At 39.8% G+C, this 18,763-nt stretch carries 18 protein-coding genes, 1 tRNA gene and 1 pseudogene; 15 read left to right on the plus strand and 5 right to left on the minus strand.

Annotated elements, in window-relative coordinates; translation table 11 throughout:
• Nucleotides 1–71: 71 nt before the first annotated feature.
• The 9 genes and pseudogenes from HHA43_RS11945 to HHA43_RS11985 all read left to right on the plus strand — a co-directional run.
• Nucleotides 72–1,068 (plus strand): annotated as a pseudogene (locus HHA43_RS11945) (HlyD family efflux transporter periplasmic adaptor subunit); the annotation flags it as partial.
• Nucleotides 1,069–1,445: 377 nt separating this feature from the next.
• Entirely contained in the window at nucleotides 1,446–2,567 is a 1,122-nt protein-coding gene (gene ribBA, locus HHA43_RS11950; RefSeq protein ID WP_168417725.1) for a bifunctional 3,4-dihydroxy-2-butanone-4-phosphate synthase/GTP cyclohydrolase II, read from the plus strand.
• An 11-nt stretch (nucleotides 2,568–2,578) separates the two neighbouring features.
• Nucleotides 2,579–3,049, plus strand: coding sequence for a 6,7-dimethyl-8-ribityllumazine synthase (gene ribE, locus HHA43_RS11955; RefSeq protein WP_004974350.1), 471 nt, complete (start codon nucleotides 2,579–2,581; stop codon nucleotides 3,047–3,049).
• A gap of 4 nt (nucleotides 3,050–3,053) precedes the next feature.
• Nucleotides 3,054–3,503, plus strand: coding sequence for a transcription antitermination factor NusB (gene nusB / locus HHA43_RS11960; protein ID WP_168460539.1), 450 nt, complete (start codon nucleotides 3,054–3,056; stop codon nucleotides 3,501–3,503).
• Nucleotides 3,504–3,528: 25 nt separating this feature from the next.
• On the plus strand, nucleotides 3,529–4,458 hold the full coding sequence (gene thiL, locus HHA43_RS11965; RefSeq protein ID WP_168460538.1) for a thiamine-phosphate kinase: 930 nt from the start codon (nucleotides 3,529–3,531) through the stop codon (nucleotides 4,456–4,458).
• Complete coding sequence (locus tag HHA43_RS11970; RefSeq protein WP_168460537.1) at nucleotides 4,424–4,945, plus strand: phosphatidylglycerophosphatase A; 522 nt, start codon at nucleotides 4,424–4,426, stop codon at nucleotides 4,943–4,945. Before thiL ends, HHA43_RS11970 begins: the two co-directional genes overlap by 35 nt.
• Before the next feature lie 18 nt (nucleotides 4,946–4,963).
• Entirely contained in the window at nucleotides 4,964–6,328 is a 1,365-nt protein-coding gene (gene glmU / locus HHA43_RS11975; RefSeq protein ID WP_168460536.1) for a bifunctional UDP-N-acetylglucosamine diphosphorylase/glucosamine-1-phosphate N-acetyltransferase GlmU, read from the plus strand.
• 12 nt (nucleotides 6,329–6,340) lie between these two features.
• A complete protein-coding gene (gene glmS, locus HHA43_RS11980) occupies nucleotides 6,341–8,182 on the plus strand; it encodes a glutamine--fructose-6-phosphate transaminase (isomerizing) (RefSeq protein WP_168460535.1) in 1,842 nt (613 codons plus the stop codon).
• Nucleotides 8,183–8,480: 298 nt separating this feature from the next.
• Nucleotides 8,481–8,556: transfer RNA gene (locus HHA43_RS11985), tRNA-Gly, on the plus strand.
• Nucleotides 8,557–8,881: 325 nt separating this feature from the next.
• Here the strand turns inward: HHA43_RS11985 and HHA43_RS11990 are convergent.
• Nucleotides 8,882–9,109, minus strand: coding sequence for a helix-turn-helix domain-containing protein (locus tag HHA43_RS11990; RefSeq protein ID WP_160241737.1), 228 nt, complete (start codon nucleotides 9,107–9,109; stop codon nucleotides 8,882–8,884).
• 115 nt (nucleotides 9,110–9,224) lie between these two features.
• Here HHA43_RS11990 and HHA43_RS11995 point away from each other — a divergent pair, with 115 nt between their 5' ends.
• The 5 genes from HHA43_RS11995 to HHA43_RS12015 all read left to right on the plus strand — a co-directional run bounded on the left by HHA43_RS11995 (nucleotide 9,225) and on the right by HHA43_RS12015 (nucleotide 12,242).
• Entirely contained in the window at nucleotides 9,225–9,434 is a 210-nt protein-coding gene (locus HHA43_RS11995) for a hypothetical protein (RefSeq protein ID WP_000122748.1), read from the plus strand.
• Between the two features lie 19 nt (nucleotides 9,435–9,453).
• Nucleotides 9,454–10,635, plus strand: a complete 1,182-nt coding sequence (locus tag HHA43_RS12000) for a site-specific integrase (protein WP_160241738.1) — start codon at nucleotides 9,454–9,456, stop codon at nucleotides 10,633–10,635.
• Entirely contained in the window at nucleotides 10,628–10,876 is a 249-nt protein-coding gene (locus tag HHA43_RS12005; RefSeq protein WP_004895356.1) for a hypothetical protein, read from the plus strand. Before HHA43_RS12000 ends, HHA43_RS12005 begins: the two co-directional genes overlap by 8 nt.
• A 72-nt stretch (nucleotides 10,877–10,948) precedes the next feature.
• The gene (locus tag HHA43_RS12010) at nucleotides 10,949–11,485 is read left to right on the plus strand and encodes a DUF1376 domain-containing protein (protein WP_104501024.1); all 537 of its coding nucleotides are present in this window, start codon (nucleotides 10,949–10,951) and stop codon (nucleotides 11,483–11,485) included.
• A 10-nt stretch (nucleotides 11,486–11,495) separates the two neighbouring features.
• Nucleotides 11,496–12,242, plus strand: a complete 747-nt coding sequence (locus HHA43_RS12015; protein WP_168542672.1) for an ATP-binding protein — start codon at nucleotides 11,496–11,498, stop codon at nucleotides 12,240–12,242.
• A gap of 131 nt (nucleotides 12,243–12,373) precedes the next feature.
• Here HHA43_RS12015 and HHA43_RS12020 read toward each other — a convergent pair whose 3' ends face one another.
• The 3 genes from HHA43_RS12020 to HHA43_RS12030 all read right to left on the minus strand — a co-directional run bounded on the left by HHA43_RS12020 (nucleotide 12,374) and on the right by HHA43_RS12030 (nucleotide 16,880).
• On the minus strand, nucleotides 12,374–15,265 hold the full coding sequence (locus HHA43_RS12020) for a DUF3427 domain-containing protein (protein WP_168542674.1): 2,892 nt from the start codon (nucleotides 15,263–15,265) through the stop codon (nucleotides 12,374–12,376).
• Nucleotides 15,262–15,654: a (deoxy)nucleoside triphosphate pyrophosphohydrolase gene (locus HHA43_RS12025; protein WP_053579050.1), complete on the minus strand. Its 393-nt coding sequence runs from the start codon at nucleotides 15,652–15,654 to the stop codon at nucleotides 15,262–15,264. The genes HHA43_RS12020 and HHA43_RS12025 overlap by 4 nt, the downstream gene beginning before the upstream one ends.
• A 245-nt stretch (nucleotides 15,655–15,899) precedes the next feature.
• Nucleotides 15,900–16,880: a hypothetical protein gene (locus HHA43_RS12030; RefSeq protein ID WP_168542676.1), complete on the minus strand. Its 981-nt coding sequence runs from the start codon at nucleotides 16,878–16,880 to the stop codon at nucleotides 15,900–15,902.
• A gap of 105 nt (nucleotides 16,881–16,985) precedes the next feature.
• Here HHA43_RS12030 and HHA43_RS12035 point away from each other — a divergent pair, with 105 nt between their 5' ends.
• Nucleotides 16,986–17,885 carry a competence protein CoiA family protein gene (locus tag HHA43_RS12035; RefSeq protein ID WP_168542678.1) on the plus strand — a complete coding sequence of 300 codons (900 nt, stop codon included), beginning with the start codon at nucleotides 16,986–16,988 and terminating at the stop codon, nucleotides 17,883–17,885.
• Between the two features lie 59 nt (nucleotides 17,886–17,944).
• Here the strand turns inward: HHA43_RS12035 and HHA43_RS12040 are convergent.
• The coding region (locus tag HHA43_RS12040; RefSeq protein ID WP_168542680.1) for an HNH endonuclease at nucleotides 17,945–18,763 on the minus strand (819 nt) is incomplete at its 5' end.

Raw genomic sequence — 18,763 nt, forward strand, 5'->3', positions numbered from 1 at the left:
GTTACACGTTTGGCAACAAGACATTAACAGAGTGCGAATTAGTCCTTGACTATGTTTGACTACATTTTAAGGAACAGCAAATTGTGCAATCTTTGGAAGGTGGTATTTTAACTCAGCTGCACGTCCGTGAAGGTGAAATTGTCAAGCAAGGTCAAGTTTTAGCACAACTCGACCCAACGCGTTTTGCCTCGAATGTTGGTGAGTCCACATCATTATTGCTCGCAGCACAGGCCACAGCTGCACGCCTGCGCGCAGAAGTGAATGGCACCCCCTGCCGAAGTATTAAAAGAGCCGCAACTGGTCAATGAAGAAACAGCATTGTATCGCTCACGCCGCGCCAATTTAGAAGAATCTTTGTCTGGACTAAAACAAGCTCTGACACTGGTAGAGCAGGAACTGGCCATGACCGAACCGTTGGTTGCCAAAGGTGCTGCTAGTGAGGTGGAAGTACTGCGTTTAAAACGTGAAGCCAATAATTTACGCAATCAAATGAGTGATGTGCGCAATCAGTATTATGTGAAATCACGTGAAGAACTGGCCAAAGCCAATACCGACATTGAAACTCAGGCACAAGTGGTAAAAGGCAAATCAGATAGCTTGAGCCGCACGCTGTTTAAATCACCTGTACATGGCATTGTTAAAGAAATTGATGTGATGACTTTGGGCGGTGTCGTTCCGCAAAACGGCAAGCTGATGACCATTGTACCGCTAGATGAACAACTGCTGGTCGAAGCACGAATTTTGCCGCGTGATATTGCATTTATTCGCCCTGATCAAGACGCTTTGGTGAAAATTAGCGCCTATGATTATTCAATTTATGGTGGCTTAAAAGGCAAAGTAACCGTGATTTCGCCCGATACCTTACGAGATGAAGTCAAACAAGATCAATTTTATTATCGGGTCTATATTCGTACTGATTCCGACCAACTGAGCAATAAAGCAGGTCAAAATTTTAGCATCACCCCGGGTATGGTTGCGACCGTGGATATTAAAACTGGAGAAAAAACGGTATTGGATTATCTCATCAAGCCATTTAACAAAGCCAAAGAAGCCTTACGTGAGCGTTAAAACAATCTGACTTTATCAAAATTTTATTTTACCCTAACAGCAACAGCGCTTTAGACAGGATTGGTCACATCCTGTCTAAAGTGAGCATCCTATTATTTGGAACAGCATCTAGTGACGACACTCACCCTAAAGGCTTGATTTACTGGATGCGCTCAGTTGCTGGTTTTTCTAATTCCTACCGCACTCCAACTGCCTAAACAATCTACACCAAACAGTAAAATAACAATTTACGCCCCTTTGCAAGCCTTGCTGCACTGTGTATAACCATAAGTCACGCAATGCAAATGATAAGCATAGGCAAAACAGGGCAAAAAGCGTTAGACTATGCGTCTATATCAGTAAAATGTCGTTCCAGACAAATCAGAAGGTGAAGGTAGATGCCGCTCAATACTGTTGAAGAGCTCGTAGCAGATATCCGTGCAGGAAAAATGGTCATCCTGATGGATGATGAAGACCGTGAAAATGAAGGTGATTTAGTCATTGCCGCAACTCACGTTCGCCCTGAAGATATCAACTTCATGATTACGCATGCACGTGGTCTTGTGTGTCTGACCTTAAGTCGTGACCGTTGTCAGCAATTGAACCTTCCTTTAATGGTCGATGCCAACGGTGCGCAACATGGCACAAACTTTACCTTATCCATTGAAGCTGCTGAAGGCATTACGACTGGTATTTCTGCCGCAGAACGTGCGCATACCATTCAAACTGCAGTTGCTGCACATGCCAAGCCTGCCGATATTGTTCAACCTGGGCATATTTTCCCACTCATGGCACAGCCAGGTGGCGTTTTGCACCGTGCCGGTCATACCGAAGCAGGTTGTGACCTTTCCCGTTTGGCAGGTTTAGAACCAGCATCGGTAATTTGTGAAATTATCAATGAAGACGGCACCATGGCGCGTCGTCCAGATTTAGAAGTTTTTGCTGAAAAGCATGGCCTCAAAATTGGCACCATTGCAGATTTAATCCACTACCGTATGACCAATGAGCAAACTGTAGAACGTCTAGATCAGCAAAGCATTGACACCGAATATGGTACATTTGACTTGTATCGCTACCGTGAATTGGGTAACCCAGATATTCACTTGGCATTGGTTAAAGGCGAGCCTAAAGAAGGCGTGACCACAGTCCGTGTGCATGGTTTTAATCCAACACGTGACTTGCTCAAACTGAACAAAGCAGACGGTTCCGCTACTTGGAATTTAGACCGTGCGCTTAAAGAAATTGCAGACAGCGAACGTGGTGTTTTGGTGTGGATTGGTCAGGGGCAGTTACAGGACTTGGGCCCTGCCCTAGATAGCCTAAAAACCCCGAAACAGGGCAAAGCCAATGCTGCATTGTCTCAGCAATATCAAACCATTGGCGTGGGTGCACAAATTTTACGTGATTTAGGCGTTGAAAAAATGAAGCTGCTTAGCTCACCATTACGTTTCAATGCTTTATCAGGCTTTAACTTAGAAGTGGTGGAATATATCACCGCAGATCCAACATCAGAGAAATAATCGAGGTTGCTATGGCAATTCGCCGTATTGAAGGTTTATTACATCTCGCTAGCGAAGGCCGTTATGCGATTTTAGTCGGTCGTTTTAATAGTTTTGTGGTTGAGCATTTGCTTGATGGCGCAATTGACACATTGAAACGTCATGGCGTATCAGAGGATAATATCACTGTTGTTCATGCACCAGGCGCATGGGAACTTCCTGTAGTCGCTAAAAAATTGGCTGCATCGAATGGTTATGATGCCATTATTGCGCTAGGCGCAGTCATCCGTGGCAGCACGCCACACTTTGACTTTGTGGCAGGCGAATGTGCCAAAGGTTTAGGCGTGGTCGGTCTAGACACAGGTTTACCAGTGATTAATGGTGTACTCACTACGGACAGTATTGAACAAGCGATTGAACGCTCTGGAACAAAAGCAGGTAATAAAGGAAGCGAAGCTGCCTTAACTGCAATTGAAATGGTTAACTTGTTAAAGGCTATTTAACGCTATGTCGCAAACACTCCAAGCCACTTATGCAGCAAAACGCAAAGCACGTCGTTTTGCTGTGCAAGGTATTTATGAATGGCAAATGAGCCACAATCCAGTGCATGAAATTGAAGCACGTACCCGTGTGGAAAATGCCATGCACAAAGTGGATCTTGGTTATTACCATGAATTGCTGACTCAAGTGGTTGCCAATCATGAAGCTTTAGATGCTTTGCTGATACCTGTGCTTGACCGTGACATTCAAGCGCTCGATGGTGTTGAACTGGCAACTTTGCGCTTAGGCGCATACGAATTGCAGCAGCATCTGGAAATTCCATACCGTGTCGTACTGGATGAAGCGATTGAACTGGCCAAACACTTCGGCGGTGCAGACAGCCATAAATACATCAATGGTGTATTAGACCGTCTTGCCAACAGCTTGCGTGCAGAAGAAAAGCAACAAAGCAACTAATTCAAATTATTGAGTCGATTGTTGTATGGCTGAGTTTTCTATTATTGATACCTATTTCAACAGACCGCATCCCGATGCTGTCGATTTAGGTGTCGGTGATGACTCAGCCTTGCTTACACCTCCACCCCAACAACAGTTGGTGATTTGTGCTGACACGCTGATTGCAGGACGACACTTTCCCCTCGACACCTCCCCGCATGCCATTGGCTGGAAAGCCGTCGCAGTAAATTTATCGGATATTGCGGCGATGGGTGCAACTCCGCACAGTATTTTATTGGCCTTGAGCCTACCCCAAATTGATCACGACTGGCTAAAAGGCTTTAGTCAGGGTTTACACGATTGTTGCGATCAATTTGGCGTGCGCTTAATTGGTGGCGACACGACTCAGAGTCCACATCTAACCATTACTGTTACCGCACTTGGCTGGATTGAACACGGGCAAGCCGTTGCTCGTTCAGGTGCTCAAGTGGGCGATTACATTTGTGTCAGTGGACAAGTTGGTGATGCAGCCTTTGGGCTCGACCATCGTGAGCATCCTTTAAAACAACGTTTGGACTATCCAACACCACGCTGCCAACTTGGACGACAGCTCAAAGGACTGGCTTCAAGCATGATTGATGTTTCAGATGGCTTAGCTCAAGATTTGGGACATATTCTGGAAGCCTCTCAGGTGGGCGGATGTATTGAACTCGATCAACTGCCCATCGATCCTGCTCTAACCGAATTACCACAACAAAAGCAGTGGCAATATGCTTTGGCTGGTGGCGATGACTATGAGTTATGCTTTACAATAAGCCCGCAAAATTATCAGCAACTTTTGCAACAAACCTTAGATACCTCTATTCATATTATCGGTAAAATTAACAATCAAAACCGCTTAAGCTTTGAACAGAATGGCGTAGATCGTTCACTTCATTTTCATGGATACCAACACTTTGCACAAACCCGCGATTAATTTCAAAGCCATGTCTTGGACTGACAGACTGATTGTCTGCTGTGGTGTTGGCTTCGGTTCAGGTCTACTGCCCAAAGCACCTGGTACCTTTGGTTCGGCCTTTGCCCTACTCTTCATTCCCATTTGGTTCGCACTTGGTTTCATTCCAAGCCTTTTTGCCATTGCTATGATGTCCCTGGTTGGCATATATATCTGTGGGCGTACTGCACAAGTTATGGGCGTACATGATGATGGTCGTATTGTTTGGGATGAGTTTGCAGGACAATCGATTACTTTTTTACCCCTGATTTTTATCAATCAAATCAGCTGGGTCTGGGTAATAGTAGGTTTTGCCTTATTCCGACTATTTGATGTGTGGAAACCTTGGCCAATTCGTGTCATTGATCGTCAGGTCGAAGGTGGTTTTGGCATCATGCTGGACGATATTATTGCGGGTCTTTGGGCCGCATTATGTATTTATATTTATTTATCTTTTACTTTGGTTTAGCCATCACTAGGATTCAACATGTCTACCACCGTGATTATTCTTGCTGCAGGTAAAGGCACGCGCATGCGTTCAAATTTACCAAAAGTATTACAACCTCTTGCAGGACGACCTCTTTTGGGTCACGTGATTGATACCGCAAAAAAATTACAAGCCGATCATATTATTACCATTTACGGTCATGGCGGTGCTTTGGTTCAAAATGCTTTTACGCATGAACAGATACAGTGGGTCGAACAGGCTGAACAGCTGGGCACAGGTCACGCAGTCAAAGTAACTTTGCCTGTTTTACCACGTGAAGGTGTATCACTGATTTTATCGGGAGATGTACCTTGCATTACAGAGCAAACCCTACAAAAGCTGCTCGATGTTTCACGTGAAACCCAAATTGGATTGGTGACACTCACCCTTGCCGATGCCACGGGTTATGGTCGTATTGTGCGTAAAAACGGTAAAATTCAAGCGATTATTGAACATAAAGATGCATCTGAAGCACAGCGCCAAATTCAAGAAATTAACACGGGTATTTACTGCGTCAGTAATGCCAAATTACATGAATGGCTGCCAAAACTAAGCAATAACAATGCGCAGGGTGAATATTACCTGACCGATATTGTGGCGATGGCAATTGCCGATGGTTTAGAAGTTGCATCGGTAAAACCCGAACTGGCTTTTGAAGTAGAAGGCGTGAATGACCGTGTACAATTGGCTGCCTTAGAACGTGAATTCCAGAACTTCCAAGCCAAGCAACTTATGCAACAAGGTGTGCATTTAATTGACCCAACCCGTTTTGATTTACGTGGCAATCTCCATGCAGGTAAAGACGTTCGCATTGACATTAACGTGATTATTGAAGGTAATTGCGAACTAGGTGATGGCGTAGAGATTGGTGCAGGTTGTATCCTCAAAAACACCAAAATTGCTGCGGGCACTAAAGTTCAGCCGTATAGCGTATTTGACCAAGCGGTTGTAGGTGAAGCTGCACAGATTGGCCCGTTCTCACGTTTACGCCCGGGTACAATATTGGCCAATGAAGTGCATATTGGCAACTTTGTTGAAGTGAAAAACAGTCAAATTGGTTTAGGCTCTAAAGCCAACCACTTTACCTACTTAGGGGATGCCGAAGTGGGTGCAGGCAGCAATATTGGTGCAGGTACGATTACTTGCAATTATGATGGTGCCAATAAATTTAAAACTATTATTGGTGACCAAGTCTTTATTGGTTCAAATAGTTCATTGGTTGCACCTGTCACCATTGCCAATGGTGCAACGGTAGGCGCAGGTTCGACCATTACCCGTGATGTTGCAGAACAGTGTTTAGCTGTGGAACGTTCTAAACAGTTCACTAAAGAAAATTATCAACGTCCACAAAAATTGAAAAAATAAGAGGAAGTTCCTATGTGCGGTATTGTCGGTGGCGTTGCAGAACGTAGTATTACCAATATCCTCATTGAAGGTTTAAAGCGTTTAGAATATCGCGGTTATGATTCCGCAGGTTTGGCATTGATTAGTCAAGGTCAGGTCTTGCGTGAGCGTCGTGTCGGTAAAGTAGCAAATCTTGAGCAAGCAGTACTAGATTCTCAAATAACAGGTTCACTCGGTATTGCGCACACGCGTTGGGCAACACATGGTAAACCGACTGAAAACAATGCACATCCGCATATTTCTGGCAATGTTGCTGTCGTACACAACGGTATTATCGAAAATTATCAAGAACTGAAAGACGAGCTGGAAACTTTAGGCTATGTGTTCAGTTCTCAAACGGATACTGAAGTGGTTGCCCATTTGGTCGACCATGCTCTTAAAACTGCACCGAGTTTATTGACTGCAGTTCAACAAGTGGTACCACAACTTAAGGGTGCCTATGCATTAGGCATTATCCATACCGATTACTCTGATGAATTGATCACCGTGCGTGAAGGTTCGCCTTTGGTGATTGGTGTCGGTATTGGCGAAAACTTTATCAGTTCAGACCAATTGGCGTTATTGCCAATTACCAACCGTTTCATGTATTTGGAAGAAGGTGATATTGCCCGCTTAACCCGCCACAGCATTGAAGTTTTTGTAAATGGTCAAACGGTTCAACGCCCTGTAAAAGAGCTGGATGCAACTGTAAGCAATGCATCGAAGGGTGAATATAAGCACTACATGCTCAAAGAAATTTATGAGCAACCTGAAGCGATTCAACAAACCATTTCACAAGCATTAAATGGCAACGCTTTACGTGAAGATTTCCTGAAAGATGCTGAGCTTGATTTTGCCAAGATTCAACAGGTACAGATTATTGCCTGTGGTACCAGCTACCATGCGGGGATGATTGCAAAATATTGGTTTGAACAGCTGATTAACTTGCCATGTCATGTGGAAATTGCCAGCGAATACCGTTATCGCACGCCAGTGATTGTGAATAATACGTTGTATGTGTGCATTTCACAATCGGGTGAAACTGCAGATACTTTAGCTGCTTTACGCGACACGCAAAAACGTGCTGCTGCAAAAGGCTTAAATATTAGCACCATGACCATTTGTAACGTAGCGACTTCATCTATGGTGCGTGAAACCCATCATAGTTTGTTGACGCTTGCAGGTCCTGAAATTGGTGTGGCATCGACCAAAGCCTTTACCACACAGTTGGCAGCATTAATGCTGTTGGTGCTCAAAATTGGTCAGGTGAAAAATGCAATAGCAGCAACAGAAACAGCTGAAATTATTGCAGGCTTGTGGCACACACCAAAAGTGATTTTAGATACTTTGCAAAATGATACGGCAATTTTGCGTTTGTCTGAATTGTTTGTAGAGAAAAATCACTGCCTATTCTTAGGTCGTGGCACACAATTCCCAATTGCTTTGGAAGGTGCACTGAAATTAAAAGAAATTTCATATATTCACGCAGAAGGTTATGCTGCGGGTGAGTTAAAGCACGGCCCATTGGCTTTGGTAGACAATGACATGCCTGTGGTGATTTTGGCACCACAAGATGACATGTTGGACAAACTGAAGTCGAATATGGAAGAAGTACAAGCACGTGGTGGTGAATTATTTGTCTTTGCAGATGAGCATAGCGGTATCCCTGCAGACAAAGAGCGTCAGCATGTAGTGTATGTTCCACAAGTCAGCTCATTGCTTGCGCCAATTGTGTATAGTATTCCTGTGCAGTTGCTGTCTTACCACGTTGCAGTGTTACGTGGTACAGATGTCGACCAGCCTAGAAACCTAGCAAAAAGTGTAACTGTAGAATAATATTCATATTATTTAATGATTTAAATTTAATTTATTAATTTTAAATTAATCGCAATCCGCAGCCTGCTTGTTAAAAAACCAGCCTGCGGATATTTTTGTCTTTATCTTTTCTAAACAGGTGCATTTAGCGCAAGACTCAGAACCTATCTGATTCAGACCGTTTGCTCGATCCCCAAAATACAAGTTTAAAGTCTATAGCAGGATGAATTTTTAAAAATGTTGCTTATTTATGCAAACAATACAGACGAATGCAAAAAATGATTGACCCGATTTTTGCATCATGTATTATACACCGCATGCGGGAATAGCTCAGTTGGTAGAGCACAACCTTGCCAAGGTTGGGGTCGCGAGTTCGAGTCTCGTTTCCCGCTCCAAATTCAAAAAGCCCTGATCGAAAGATTGGGGCTTTTTTCTTGTTGATTTTATTATATTTTTTAAAAACTCTTCTTCCTTTGTTATTCGATTCAATAAAAAATATTCTTAATGTAATTTGTATTTTGTGACCAAGATGTGACCATAGCGTGCCCACAACAAAAAAAATGGTCTCAATTGATCTTAAATGTCCTCAATCGATCACCACTTTCAGAGCTTTTTTGAAGGCAAAAAATCACCCTGTTCTCTTCCAAACAAGGTATTTTTTACCAAATGATCAATAATTTGTGACCATTTCACTTTTTGATGTGACCATTTGTGACCAAACTACTGACTAACAGATTGTTCTTTATTGTCTTTTTCAAAAACAAATAAATCCCCTACCTGTACATCCAAATAATCACAAATTCGATCGATGGTCTCCAAATCAATTCGAGTCAATTCGCCATTATAAAGCTTATGCAAAGTTGTCTTATTAATGCCTGTACCACGAATTAAGTCAGCTACACGCATTTTTCTTTCAGCCAACAATATTGGTAGCTTACAAATAACCATTAATTTTTCCTCTAATACAATGAAAATTTAATTGCATTTAATTAAATTTGAGGTTATTTTAGGTCTAAGGATGAAAAATTCCTTACATCCGATGAATTACGCTAGGAATACAATTATGTCATATACCTATCTCACAGCCCAGCAACTGGCTGAAAAAATCCAGTACGACGCTCGTACCATTCGCAACCAGCTGAAGGACAGTGTCTTTATTGAAGGTGTTCACTACATCCGTCCTTTTGGTGGCCGCAAAATTCTTTTTGTTTGGGAACGTATTGAAACTGAAATGCTTAAATTCACTGGTTTAAGCATGGATGCTTTGCAATAAGGCTTAGGAGGTTTAACTGATGGCTACCATCCGGGAACGAAGTGGCAAACTGATTGCCGACTTTCGCTACATGGGCATTCGTTGCAGAGAAACAACCAATCTTGAAGACAATGCCTATAACCGTCGCATTTTGAAAAAACGTCTCGAACAGCTTGAGGCAGAAATCACACTGGGCACTTTTGAATACGAAAAGTACTTTCCAAAAAGTAAACGTGTCGATGATTTTAAGGAAAAAAGAAGTCAGCAAATCGCTGTACAAACTAGGGTTCCTCTTTTTAAAGAGTTTACTGAATTGTGGTTTAAGCAGAAACAAGTTGAATGGAGAACCTCATACCAGCAAAAGGTTTCAATTGTAATCAAAAACTATTTGATTCCTGCTTTTGGTAATCAGGTTCTCTCGAAAATCAAGAAGTCAGACTTGCTGAACTTCCGTGCCTCTCTCGCCAAAGTGACACACGGAAAAGATCAGACAAGTCTAAAAGCATCGAGGATCAATCAAATCATGACGCCTTTACGTATGATACTCAATGATGCGGCTGAACGATACGAGTTTGAGTCGCCTTATAAAAATATTAACAATCTGAAGGAAAGCAAGATTGAAGTCACACCTTTTTCTCTGGAAGAGGTGCATAAAATTCTTACCACAGTGCGTGAAGACTTCCGCCCCTATTACACCATTCGCTTTTTTACGGGTATGCGTACCAGTGAAATCGATGGTCTGCAATGGAAAAATATCGACTTACAACGTCGTGAAATCCATATCAGAGAAGCGTTAGTGAATGGTGTGCTTGGTGGAACCAAAACTTATGGTTCTGACCGTACCATCCAAATGAGTGATCGGGTTTATCAGGCCTTTCTGCAACAGAAAAGCTTAAATAATGGCAAATCAGAGTTTGTATTCTGCAATCGTGACGGTGGACCTCTCGATTACCGTCTGGTGAATAAACGTGTCTGGCATCCGATCTTGCGCTTTCTAGGATTGAAGCCTAGAAGAGCCTATCAAACACGTCATACCGCAGCAACACTCTGGCTGTCGGCGGGAGAGAATCCGGAATGGATCGCACGTCAATTGGGGCATTCAACGACTGAAATGCTATTCCGGGTCTATAGCCGTTACATCCCCAATGTTACGCGTCGTGATGGCAGTGCTTTTGAAGCCATGCTGGAAAAACTAAATACAGAGGAGCTTGCACATGAATAGTAAAGCTTTCTTTGGTGGTGTGGTCGTCAGTCCTGAAGCAGATATGGTCGCTCGTGAATTAATCCATGAGCTACACATTCCCAAACTGCACAATCTGGCATTTTTGCTGGAGATCAACAAATGCTTCGATGATCACCAGGCGTTGAGACTCTGGTTACAGCGAATGTTGGATGAAGGGCAAGCCCATTACGATGACTTGGCCCAACAGGCCCGTCTCCGCTTAATGAGTCTCGCTCACTAATAAAACAAACACAGACAGAAGGTCATCCAATCGATGACCTTAGCCCCTCTATATCTATAAAAAGGTGAACACATGCATAAAGATATTTCAATTTGGATGCCACTCTATATTGGCGACCTACAGGCAAAATTTGCACGAATGACGGCAGAACAAATTGGTGCGGCACTGCTGTTAATGATGGATTTCTGGAAAAATGGTGCCATCCCTCATGACCTAGCTACTGTATGTAGCATCACGAAATTACCTCAGCACACCAAGGCTAAAACTTTGTTGAATACGCTGATGGCTCTGGAATTGTTTGAAGTCGAGTCTGAGCAGATTCATTCAAGTTTTTTAACCAGTTTAAAAAGCCAGGCATTGCAAAATCAGCAAATGAAATCTGATAAAGCTAAAAATGCAGCTCAAGCACGCTGGAATAAATCCGCAAGTAATGCTCAAGCATCAACCAAGCAACGAAAAGTAAATGCTCAAGCAGCTCCTGAGAAGAGCTCGAGTATTACTCAAGCCATGCTTGAATCATGCCCTTCATCTTCATCTTCATCTTCATCTTCATCTTCAAATTTTGAAGAAAAAAATGAGAGTTTTTTAGAAAATTCAAAATGGATTTAGGAGATCAGCCATGAATACCATGCTTAAAACACTCCAGTTTCGCGCAGAAACAATAGAAACACTCTGCCCTACCCATCATATACCCCTGATGGAAATCGCCGGTCACAGGCTCTGTAAATTGTGTGCCAAAGAAACCGTCCATCACTCACATGCAGCCTATGCAGATGAGCTGCAACAGCGATTGCTACAACAGAAAATTAAAAATTCAGGGCTCAATAAACGTTACCTGGATCGTGGCTTCAAGAATTATGTAGTTGCATGCCCTGCACAAGACAATACCATCAAACTATGTCAGGCCTTTGCACAGCAGATTATTTCTGACCACAACCCGAACATGTTGATGATTGGTACACCGGGTACAGGTAAAACCCATCTGAGTGCATCAATTATTCGCAACATTCTGCATAATAGTACAAAATCTGCACGCTACTATACCAGTGCAGAAATCGCTCAAAAAATGATGGATACCTGGTCAGATGCTTCACGCTCTGAGAAAGAAGTTATCGACCATTTCTCCAGTTTTGATTTATTGGTGATTGATGAATATGGCCTGCATGACCGGCATGAAAAACGCCTGGAGATGGTGCATAAGATCTTATATAGTCGTTATGACAATATGAAATCTACCCTGCTGATTTCCAATTTCACAGTCCAAAATATGCAGCGGGATTTAGGTGTCCGATTATGGTCACGATTACATGAAAACAATTTGATTGTAGTACCGTGTTATTGGGATGATCGACGAATAAGCGGATAGCCAAACTCTTTGCTCAAGCCAATTATCTTCCGAGATAATTGGCTTTCTTTCTAAAGATTCAGAACATCTAACCCAGCAGATAACTCTCGGTTTCCACAATCAATATCCTATTAAGTTTGAACTAATACATATTATATATTTACAAGATATTTATATAATCCATTTTCAACAGGCTTATTTATTCTAAAATCAATTTTAACAACAGAAACAGGACCAGCATCTGTTTGCATTAAAGTCTCTTGTGCACTACCTTCGATATAACTTAGAAAACCGATAAAATAGAAATCAACACCTTCATCATCATCTTTTTTCACGAATAAAGGTAGCAATGTTCCTTGTTGCTGTGCATTTAAAATCACCTGAACATCAGGACTAGAAATTTTTCTTTTTGATTTAGACATCCACTGAAAATGTTGCGGATCAATGAACTTATCTTCATATTTTGTACTATCAGAAATATCATCTGCTTTATGATAGGTGACAAATATTGGGCAATTTGATTTATCTTTACTGGCTAAATATCCACCCACATTTTGTGGGTTTTGATTTTTTTCCCAATTTAAAATACGGAATACATCTTTACGTCCATATTTCGCATAATAAACAAAACCACGGTTGAATTTAACTATATCAAAATCTTTAAAATATTTACTGATTGCATACTGCACATTATCATTTAAGAATTTTTTAAAAGTAGAGTTTTTAAGAGCTTTCTTTAAATCATTAGAAGCAAAAAAATAAGAATTTCTTATCCCTAAAGAACTCATTGCCCCATGATCTTTAAAATATTTAGTCGGGTTAAAAACCATATTTAAATTATTAAGTATGGATACCAAATCATCTTTAGAAACACTGATTTGATATCTTTCCTTTACTTCATATTGGAATGTTTCGACCTCTATTACATCTTGATCGTATTGAATAATTTTCTCTAAAAGCAATGATTCTAGTACACGCTTTGTATTGTTAATTTCTAGAGCATAGAATTGTAATAACGCCTCTTCGAACTCATTTAAAGTTGGTGTAATTTTTTCTATCGGATTTATAAAGGAATAATAAGATTTTGCATAATTAACAAAACTAAATGGATCTCGCAAATCGGTTTGTAGAAAATCCATCATCATCGGCATACGACCAAGCCGAGTCTTTAATAACTTGTAATCATTCACTAAATCTTTTTTCATTTGAAAATTAGAATTATTAATCGAAGCAAAGATTTTTTCTTTAGCAATTTCATCAAAATGAATCGTCGATGCACCTGGTAATAATGAACCACCACTCGTCACTAATTTGCGCAATTGATCCTTATTAAATGAGCTGTCACCAAATAAAGCCATTGGGATTAGAAAGTTCTTTTCATAATTGCCAATGAAATCGATAACGGTCAGGTATTCTTTAGTTGCAGTTTTTCGTAGTCCACGACCTAATTGTTGGACATAAATAATCGATGACTCTGTTGCTCGTAGAAAAATTACTTGATTAATTTTAGGAATATCAATTCCTTCATTAAAAATATCAACCGTAAAAATCATTTCAATACGATGATTATCTGCCGAGCTGATTGACTCGATCGCAGCTGTTCGCTGTTCCGTACTATTCTCACCACTTAAAGCTATACTTTGAATCCCTAAGAGATTCATTTTCCCTGCAAGCTCTTTCGCTTCTTTAACGCTAGAACAAAAAACTAAGGCTCTTAATTCACCGCTATCTGTACCAAACTTATCTGAAGCTTCTTTGATCTTTCGAGCACGCTCATCACTAATTAAATGACCAAAATCAGTATTATCATCAATCAGCTCACCATCTATTTCTAAATCTGAAATTCCAAAATAGTGAAAAGGACAAATGAGATTACATTCCATGGCTTTTTTAAGCCTAATCTCATAGGCTATGTTGTAATCAAATGCTTTGAAAATATCAATACCATCGCTTCTTTCTGGAGTCGCGGTCATACCTAAAAGAAATTTAGGTTTGAAATATTCTAAAATTTTTAAATAGCTAGCAGAGCCTGAACGATGACTTTCATCTATTACGATATAGTCAAAAGCCTCTGGTGAAAATTGAGTTAAATTATGATCTCTAGATAAAGACTGTATAGTGGCAAAAATATTATTGTACCCAGCTATATCTCGATTAGATCCTGAAAAAATAGCAGATTTAAAATCGGTCCCGAATACATTTTTGAAAGTCTGTTGTGCATCAAGAAGAATATTTTCTCGATGCACAATAAAAAGCATACTTTTTGCTTTGAAATTGCGTATATCAAAAGCCGAAAGATAAGTCTTTCCTGTACCTGTTGCAGAGATGAGTAAAGCCTTAGAAACATTGCCCTCTCGTAATTTTTCCAAACTACTCAAGGCTTCTTGTTGCATTAAATTAGGTGTAATTGAACTAGAAAGCTTTATGTTCTGTTGTGGTAGTTTCTGAACAAAGTGTTTTTGGGCCTGATATATTTCACTATATTGTGCTAAATACTCGTCAGTCAATTCTTGTGCATCATTAAATAAAGTCTTTTTTTTAAGCAGCATATCTCGCATAATTTTACTTTGAGGTAAAGCTCGAATAAAAATATTGAGCTCTTCATTTTTACTCAATGCATTAGCAGTTAAATTACTACTACCTAACAACACACTTATATGATCTTCACGCTGGAATAGGTAGGTTTTCGCATGTAAATCAGATTTCGTATCGATACGGACCTCAATATTCTTAAACTTTTTTAGTCTTTTTAGTGCATCTGGTTGAGTAAAATTAAGATACTGAGAAACTAAAATTCGACCAGGAACATTCCTGCGTTGTAAATTCTCTAGCAAAGAATAAAGTGTATTAAAACCACTCATGCTCAAAAAAGCTGTAGTGAACCAAAACCTTGTGCAATGTTCTAATTCACCTTCAAAGGTATTGATCACTTTTTCTAATGGATAATTATTTTGCACCAACTTAGTTTGATAAATATCTTCTGAATAGGAAGATTGATCAATGAAGCTTGTAATTAACCCTTTACTCAATGCATCTAGAATCATTTTCTTTGCAACTTATCAACAATAGGTAAATCTGCTGCTGCCCAGTCGAGAGTAGTTAGTTCATCGATAGTCAACCATTGATAATCCACATGTTCTAATAACTGTAAATTTTTATCATTGCTATGACATAAGAATGTATTCAAAGAAATACTGAAGTCAGGATAGTCATAGTCAACCGTAATAAGATGTGAATGTACTACAATCTCCATGTTTAATTCTTCTTGAATTTCACGAATAATTGCTTGCTCTGGCGTTTCATCTTGCTCAACTTTCCCACCAGGAAATTCATATTTCAAAGAAATATAATCATATTTAGATGGTGCTCTTTGTACACATAAAATTTTATCTTCATGTTTGATTACGGCAGCAACAACAGCAATTTTTTTCATAGACAATATTTTTTAGATAAATGAGAATCTTACTATAAGCATAAGACTTAGATAAGACAGGCGTGTAATAATTAAACATTTTGAATAGCTATCAAAATAAGACCGTCTCTTATCAAGTTTGTGGGGTCAATCCGAACCCTCTTACTTTTCAAAAATTTCATGTTTAAATGTAGTGGCCGTACAATCGCTCACTTATTTTTAAAAATCACATTTACATATAACAATTTACCCATGTAAATTATGATTTATTTTAGTTGCTCACCTTTCAGTGTCACACGATCAAAACTATACACATGGGCAAAAGGACTCTCAACGCACCGTCCCACTAAAGGCATCTTTTGATCTGGTTTCCCACTTTTTAAGAGGACATCAGAAGCACATATCGGGCATGTACCTTTAAACTTTGTCACCCGAGTAATTTGATTTCTCTCTTTATCCCGATACATTTCAAGATCAGCATGATCTTCAGCGAATGAAATAAAACTCATAGGGGCTTTAATTACACGATGCTCTGGTAAATTCCATAACGGAATTGCCCAGTACTTAAACATAATAAATGAAAAGAAAATCAGACAACTAATCCAAAATAAGTCCAACGATGTAAAAGATTGTTCATCACTAACCAATACCAATGAAAAAATAAAAACATAAATAGCCCAGCCAATCACACTACCAAAGAGTACGGTAATCATTACCAGTCCTCTCAAGCTCTTATTTTTTAACTCGCCATTTTTAAAAATGAATTTATAAAACCACGACAGTTGAATGTCGGCAGGATTATTTCGCTCATAATGAACAATATTATCTTCAGGACTCTGATTATCTTCATCAACTTTAGCTGTAATTTTTTTTATTTCCAACCAATATATTCGCTCATTCCCCTTCCCACCCTTAGTATCATTTGTATTTACAAATGGGATGTATCCAAGCTCATCAAACACTGCACTGTGCCGGTGAATAACACACTTTAAAAAATCATTTAATCGTGAGTCATTGATCCATTTTCCAAGTTCTTTAGAATCCATTCTTTCCGCTGACAATTTTCCATCAACAGCAACTTTCAATTGCTGCCTGGAGTAAGTAACTTTCTCTTCAAAACCACTCTTATAACTCTCAATTGTTTTTTCAAATAACACCTTTAAACAATCATACGCCCTGTTGATCGTAGGCTGGTTCACTAGTAAGCCATAAAATAATTTTAGTACTTTTATTTCTATTTCAGTCACTTATACACCCCACTTACCCGTATTACCCCTGTTAATACGGTGTTTTAGCGATTAAATCACAGTCATAGTAGAAGAGTAAATTAACTTGCTAAAGGATTTGTACTCATGACTATGTATGTTGCTCTCAATGAAAATAATAATCTGGTCCAAATAGAAAATGTTGAACGTGGCTTAGCGTGTAAATGTACTTGTTTTGAATGCGGTGAAACTGTCATTGCACGCAAAGGTGATATCAAAGAGCATCATTTTGCACATGCCAGCAATAAGGAGAGCTGTAACATTAATCCAGAATCTGTACTACACAAATACGCCAAAGAAGTCATTTTAGAATCTATGGGTTTAATGCTTCCTGCGGTCCCAAATACTGAAGACAATGAAGCTGCATGGTGGACATTTGACAAAATTATTCCTGAATTTCACTTAGGGTTAATTCGTCCTGATTTAGCCTGTTATTACAATGATGAACCAGTATTTATTGAAATTGCTGTCACACATTTTATTGATGAGAATAAACTCAAGATCATTGAATCAATGAACGTTAATACATTAGAGATTGATTTATCGAGCTTATTACAGACTGAACTTGTAATACCAAGTGAACAAGCAAAGAAACTGATCCTTGAAAGTCTGGATCATAAAAGTTGGCTTTATCCTCAAGCCCCTAAAGTGATTAAAAATGGAGTTGAAGGGAAAATATCTAAAAATCCACTTAAAGCAACTGAACAACTCGCAACAAACACGACTCCTAATGTTTCATCTTGGGAAGATTATCAATTTACCATCAATGGAATATGGGTACGTGCTCGCAAATTTTCGAGTGGAATGCTATCCGTGAATTGTATTTACAACCCCGAAATCATTGCAATTCTAAAGCAATGGCGGAATGAAGGTGGTGGCCGTTTTGATCAAAAATATCGTTCATGGAACTATTGGCAACCGTTCTCTGCTACCGTCTTAGAAAGGTTAGAACAAATGCACACACCCAAAGATATAAAGCACTACTAAGGTGCTTTATATCTTTATTACATTCAAGTACTTAAATATATCTATTGAAAATAAATTCTTTAATACACTTGGGCTAATATCTTTTTATCTTTTCCCCCCAACCAAACTAAATACTCATTCTCTATCGCTTGCTTATACGCCCAGTCGGCAACCCGATGCGAACGCTGCAGATCCGTTAAGAAGCCAAGTTGAGAAATCTCTCGTGTAATGGCTTGATCATGCAGATGATTACGTTCTCTCCATTGCTCCAAGAATTGCTCGGATGCTAAATAATTGCTTTTCTGTGAATTACATTTTTCATCAGCTAAGACAAAGTTATGTCCTGTATCGGCAGGATATAGAGACCATGGAATAAAATGATCCACGGCATATTTTGAATTTTTTAGGCTTTTGCCACAGTAAAAACACTGGCATTGTTGCAAATCAATCAGAAAGTCTGCGACCTGTCCTAGTTGGTTACGACTCGGTGCAAACATGAATTCATCTAGGTCAGGCAACCCATCTAATACAACCAGGTTCTGCTTATTCAGCCGGACAAAATCAATCCAGCGCTTCTGGCAAAGCTCTTCAATAATTTCACTAAACTGTCTTAAACAATACATCACTTTGGGTAAAAGCTTGAGGGACTGTTTGGAGTCTTCAAGGCAATAGAGAAATTCTACCGTTTGACCATTCAGATTCTGCAAATATACTACCGGCATTTGCTTTACCGTTGTCGCAACTGTTCGCTTCAGCCTGTTCCAGTAAAGTACATCCTTTCTCAACGCGGCCAAAGTCTTGAATTGTTGCTGTGCATTCTGAATTTCACTGATGATCTTTGCCTGCTTACCAGTGCTTTGATGAATAGTAAAAGGCTCATACTGGTTAAACTGAAACGG

The sequence above is a fragment of the Acinetobacter sp. A2 genome, assembly GCF_012371325.1.
GTDB lineage: Bacteria > Pseudomonadota > Gammaproteobacteria > Pseudomonadales > Moraxellaceae > Acinetobacter.

What these genes read in the sequence shown, in the direction of transcription:
- ribBA (WP_168417725.1), top strand. Translation starts at nt 1,446, where the DNA reads ATGCCGCTCAATACTGTTGAAGAGCTCGTAGCAGATATCCGTGCAGGA.
- thiL (WP_168460538.1), top strand. Translation starts at nt 3,529, where the DNA reads ATGGCTGAGTTTTCTATTATTGATACCTATTTCAACAGACCGCATCCC.
- glmU (WP_168460536.1), top strand. Translation starts at nt 4,964, where the DNA reads ATGTCTACCACCGTGATTATTCTTGCTGCAGGTAAAGGCACGCGCATG.
- HHA43_RS12025 (WP_053579050.1), bottom strand. Translation starts at nt 15,654, where the DNA reads ATGAAAAAAATTGCTGTTGTTGCTGCCGTAATCAAACATGAAGATAAA.
- HHA43_RS12000 (WP_160241738.1), top strand. Translation starts at nt 9,454, where the DNA reads ATGGCTACCATCCGGGAACGAAGTGGCAAACTGATTGCCGACTTTCGC.
- HHA43_RS11995 (WP_000122748.1), top strand. Translation starts at nt 9,225, where the DNA reads ATGTCATATACCTATCTCACAGCCCAGCAACTGGCTGAAAAAATCCAG.
- HHA43_RS11970 (WP_168460537.1), top strand. Translation starts at nt 4,424, where the DNA reads ATGGATACCAACACTTTGCACAAACCCGCGATTAATTTCAAAGCCATG.
- HHA43_RS11990 (WP_160241737.1), bottom strand. Translation starts at nt 9,109, where the DNA reads ATGGTTATTTGTAAGCTACCAATATTGTTGGCTGAAAGAAAAATGCGT.
- nusB (WP_168460539.1), top strand. Translation starts at nt 3,054, where the DNA reads ATGTCGCAAACACTCCAAGCCACTTATGCAGCAAAACGCAAAGCACGT.
- HHA43_RS12020 (WP_168542674.1), bottom strand. Translation starts at nt 15,265, where the DNA reads ATGATTCTAGATGCATTGAGTAAAGGGTTAATTACAAGCTTCATTGAT.
- HHA43_RS12035 (WP_168542678.1), top strand. Translation starts at nt 16,986, where the DNA reads ATGACTATGTATGTTGCTCTCAATGAAAATAATAATCTGGTCCAAATA.
- ribE (WP_004974350.1), top strand. Translation starts at nt 2,579, where the DNA reads ATGGCAATTCGCCGTATTGAAGGTTTATTACATCTCGCTAGCGAAGGC.
- HHA43_RS12005 (WP_004895356.1), top strand. Translation starts at nt 10,628, where the DNA reads ATGAATAGTAAAGCTTTCTTTGGTGGTGTGGTCGTCAGTCCTGAAGCA.
- glmS (WP_168460535.1), top strand. Translation starts at nt 6,341, where the DNA reads ATGTGCGGTATTGTCGGTGGCGTTGCAGAACGTAGTATTACCAATATC.
- HHA43_RS12010 (WP_104501024.1), top strand. Translation starts at nt 10,949, where the DNA reads ATGCATAAAGATATTTCAATTTGGATGCCACTCTATATTGGCGACCTA.
- HHA43_RS12015 (WP_168542672.1), top strand. Translation starts at nt 11,496, where the DNA reads ATGAATACCATGCTTAAAACACTCCAGTTTCGCGCAGAAACAATAGAA.